Origin of the sequence: Maritalea sp. (assembly GCF_047634455.1) — a bacterium.
Classification (GTDB): domain Bacteria; phylum Pseudomonadota; class Alphaproteobacteria; order Rhizobiales; family Devosiaceae; genus Maritalea.
This window is the reverse complement of record NZ_JBLIAI010000121.1, coordinates 1-3212: the sequence shown is the minus strand read 5'-3', so window position 1 is coordinate 3212 and position 3212 is coordinate 1. Positions and strand designations below refer to the sequence as shown.

General features: G+C 49.2%; 6 protein-coding genes. All 6 read right to left on the bottom strand.

The window, feature by feature from the left end:
- Positions 1-1257, bottom strand: a 1257-nt coding sequence (gene secY / locus ACJAZW_RS15460; RefSeq protein WP_415159708.1) for a preprotein translocase subunit SecY, incomplete at its 3' end; no start/stop codon positions are given.
- Between the two features lie 35 nt (positions 1258-1292).
- Complete coding sequence (rplO, locus tag ACJAZW_RS15455) at positions 1293-1769, bottom strand: 50S ribosomal protein L15 (RefSeq protein WP_415159706.1); 477 nt, start codon at positions 1767-1769, stop codon at positions 1293-1295.
- Positions 1770-1783: 14 nt separating this feature from the next.
- Positions 1784-1972 (bottom strand): 50S ribosomal protein L30, encoded by a 189-nt coding sequence (gene rpmD, locus ACJAZW_RS15450; protein WP_415159704.1) that lies wholly within the window; start codon positions 1970-1972, stop codon positions 1784-1786.
- A 28-nt stretch (positions 1973-2000) separates the two neighbouring features.
- Positions 2001-2543, bottom strand: a complete 543-nt coding sequence (gene rpsE, locus ACJAZW_RS15445) for a 30S ribosomal protein S5 (protein WP_415159702.1) — start codon at positions 2541-2543, stop codon at positions 2001-2003.
- A gap of 49 nt (positions 2544-2592) precedes the next feature.
- Complete coding sequence (gene rplR / locus ACJAZW_RS15440; protein ID WP_415159700.1) at positions 2593-2949, bottom strand: 50S ribosomal protein L18; 357 nt, start codon at positions 2947-2949, stop codon at positions 2593-2595.
- 12 nt (positions 2950-2961) lie between these two features.
- Positions 2962-3212 (bottom strand): 50S ribosomal protein L6 (locus tag ACJAZW_RS15435; RefSeq protein WP_415159698.1); only part of this gene is annotated, 251 nt, incomplete at its 5' end.

Here is a 3212-nt window from a genome sequence, read left to right as displayed (position 1 = left end):
TGAAATCGTATCAAGTGTTACCGTGACCATAATGAGCAGCGAAGTTCCGCCAAGGAACGCAGATACGTTCAATTGAGAAACCAGCACCTCGGGAATCAAAGCAACAAGTGTCAGATAGGTTGCACCCACTATCGTAATCCGTGTCAAAACGAAATCGATATGTTGTGCTGTACGCTCACCTGGTCGAATACCAGGAATAAAGCCGCCAGACTTTTTCAAATTGTCCGCTGTTTCCGTCGGGTTAAACACGATTGAAGTGTAATAAAACGCGAAGAAGAAAATTAGCGACGCAAAGATTGCCAGATAAACCGGTTGCCCACGACCCAAAACAGCGGCCACAGTGGTCAACCAACCAGGTGCATCACCTTGCGCTGCAAACGACGCCATGGTCGCAGGTAGCAGCAGCAATGAAGAGGCAAAGATCACTGGAATAACGCCAGCTGTGTTCAATTTAAGTGGCAAGTGCGATGTATCGCCTTGGAACATCTTGTTGCCCACCTGTCGCTTCGGATATTGCACCAAAAGCTTCCGCTGCGCGCGTTCAAAGAACACAATCACCCCGACCACCACCACAGCCAGCACCAGAAGTCCGACAACGCCCAGCGTTGGCAGCGCGCCTGTCCGGCTCAGTTCCAAAGTCTGCGCAATCGCTGACGGTAGAGTTGCAACGATACCGGCGAAAATGATCAAAGAAATACCATTACCAACCCCACGTGACGTCACTTGCTCGCCAAGCCACATCAAGAACATGGTGCCACCCACAAGGGTGACCACAGTTGAAATTCTAAAGAACCAGCCAGGGTTTGAAACAACCCCTTCACTCGCCTCAAGCCCAACAGCAATGCCGTAGGCTTGCAACGCACAAAATATCACCGTCAAATAGCGCGTGTACTGATTAATCTTACGACGCCCTGATTCACCCTCTTTCTTCAACGCTTCAAGCGTCGGAGAAGCCGTTGTCATCACTTGGATAACAATCGAAGCGGTAATATAAGGGATCAAGTTGAGGGCAAAAATTGCCATCCGCTCAACCGCACCACCGGCAAACATGTTAAACATGCCAAAAATGCCCGTTTGCGCACGATCAAATGTCGCCGCAAAGGCATCGCCGTCAATTCCTGGAATAGGAATATACGTGCCCAGCCGATAGACCAAAAGCGCACCTAGGGTAAACCAGATGCGCTGTTGAAGATCTTTTGCCTTGGCAAAGGTCGAAAAATTTAAGTTCCGGGCAAGTTGTTCTGCAGCCGAAGCCATAAGCAGTCTATCCTTAGCTCAAGGAAAAAAATGAATTATTCAGCAACCACTACAGGAGGAAGATCTACCTTACCACCAGCAGCTTCAACGGCCGCCAAAGCGCCCTTTGAAATATGATCAACTTTGAATGTCACTTTTTTCGAAGTGAATTCACCACCATTGATCAAACGAACGCCATTTTTTGCACGACGAACAACGCCAGCACCAATGAGTGCTTTAACGTCGATTACGCCTTTTGCATCCAAACGACCAGCATCAATCGCTGATTGAATACGATCCAAACGCACAGCATTAAACTTCTTCGCAAACGGATTGTTAAATCCGCGCTTAGGCATTTGCTGAATCAGGTTGGTTTGTTCGCCGCGGAAGCCATTTACAGACACACCGGAGCGTGACTTTTGACCCTTAACACCGCGTCCACCTGTTTTGCCTTTGCCAGAACCTATACCACGACCAATGCGGGTACGGTTTTTTGACGAGCCTTCATTGTCGGCCAACTCATTAAGTCGCATGACAAATCCTTCGATTACTTCTCGTCGACAACGCGAACGAGGTGGGAAACTTTTTTGATCATCCCGCGCACAGCTGGTGTATCTTCCAGCGTTTTGCGGCGACGCATCTTGTTCAAACCAAGACCAACAAGCGTTGCACGCTGGTCCTGAGTACGGCGGATCGGGCTACCGATCTGCTCTACTGTTACTGTTTTATCAGCCATGTCACAACTCCAGTTCAAACACTTAAAACTAAGCGCTTGCTGTTTCGCCAACGTCAGTATCGCGACGGCGACCCTGGATTTCAGAAACTTTCAAACCACGACGTGCAGCAACTGAACGTGGGCTTTCAAGGTTTTTCAAAGCATCAAATGTAGCGCGCACCATGTTATATGGGTTTGCTGAGCCTTGTGATTTCGCAACAATGTCCGAAATTCCCAAAGTTTCAAAAACCGCACGCATAGGTCCACCAGCAATAATGCCGGTACCAGCAGGTGCTGCGCGAAGCAGAACTTTACCGGCGCCGTGGCGGCCATTTGCATCGTGATGCAATGTGCGTGCTTCACGAAGCGGCACACGGATCATTTGACGTTTAGCTTGCTCTGTCGCCTTACGAATGGCTTCAGGCACTTCGCGTGCTTTACCATGACCAAAGCCAACGCGGCCTTTCTGATCACCAACCACAACAAGTGCAGCAAAGCCGAAACGACGGCCGCCCTTAACCACTTTCGCTACGCGATTGATGTGGACTAGGCGATCAACAAATTCGCTATCGCGCTCTTGATTGTCTCTCATCGTCTCAACCAGTTCTTCTCAATTGTTTTCAATACAGCCAACGCACCCATTAGAAGCGTAGACCACCTTCTCGTGCAGCTTCTGCTAAAGCTTTCACGCGGCCATGATAAAGATATGCACCACGGTCAAATACAACGTTTTCAACGCCGGCTTTAACTGCGCGCTCAGCAAGCAATTTGCCAACTTCGGTAGCTGCAGATTGGTTAGAGCCTTTTTCTACTTTGACATCACTGTCCAAAGTTGAAGCAGCTACAACCGTGCGGCCTGTTGTATCATCGATGACCTGAGCATAAATATTTTTCTCAGAGCGGAATACCGACAAACGAGGACGCCCATTAGCGCGCAACTTAACTGCGCGACGTACCCTCGCCTTACGGCGGTCCTTAGATTGGCTGCGGTTCGCCATGTTCTCGCGTCCTTACTTCTTCTTACCTTCTTTGCGGAAGATATATTCGTCTTCATAACGGATACCTTTGCCTTTGTAAGGCTCCGGTGGCCGGAATTCACGAATGTTTGCGGCAACTTGCCCAACAACTTGTTTATCAATACCAGAAATCACAATTTCGGTCGCCACAGGCGCCTGAAGTTGAATGCCCTCTGGGGCTTTGAAAATCACGTCATGCGAAAAGCCTAGCGCCAATTTAAGGTCTGAACCTTGCATTTGCGCAC

Bases quoted from the DNA above. Each gene is read 5' to 3' on its own strand.
- rplO (WP_415159706.1), bottom strand. From the start codon at position 1,769: ATGCGACTTAATGAGTTGGCCGACAATGAAGGCTCGTCAAAAAACCGT.
- rplR (WP_415159700.1), bottom strand. From the start codon at position 2,949: ATGGCGAACCGCAGCCAATCTAAGGACCGCCGTAAGGCGAGGGTACGT.
- rpmD (WP_415159704.1), bottom strand. From the start codon at position 1,972: ATGGCTGATAAAACAGTAACAGTAGAGCAGATCGGTAGCCCGATCCGC.
- rpsE (WP_415159702.1), bottom strand. From the start codon at position 2,543: ATGAGAGACAATCAAGAGCGCGATAGCGAATTTGTTGATCGCCTAGTC.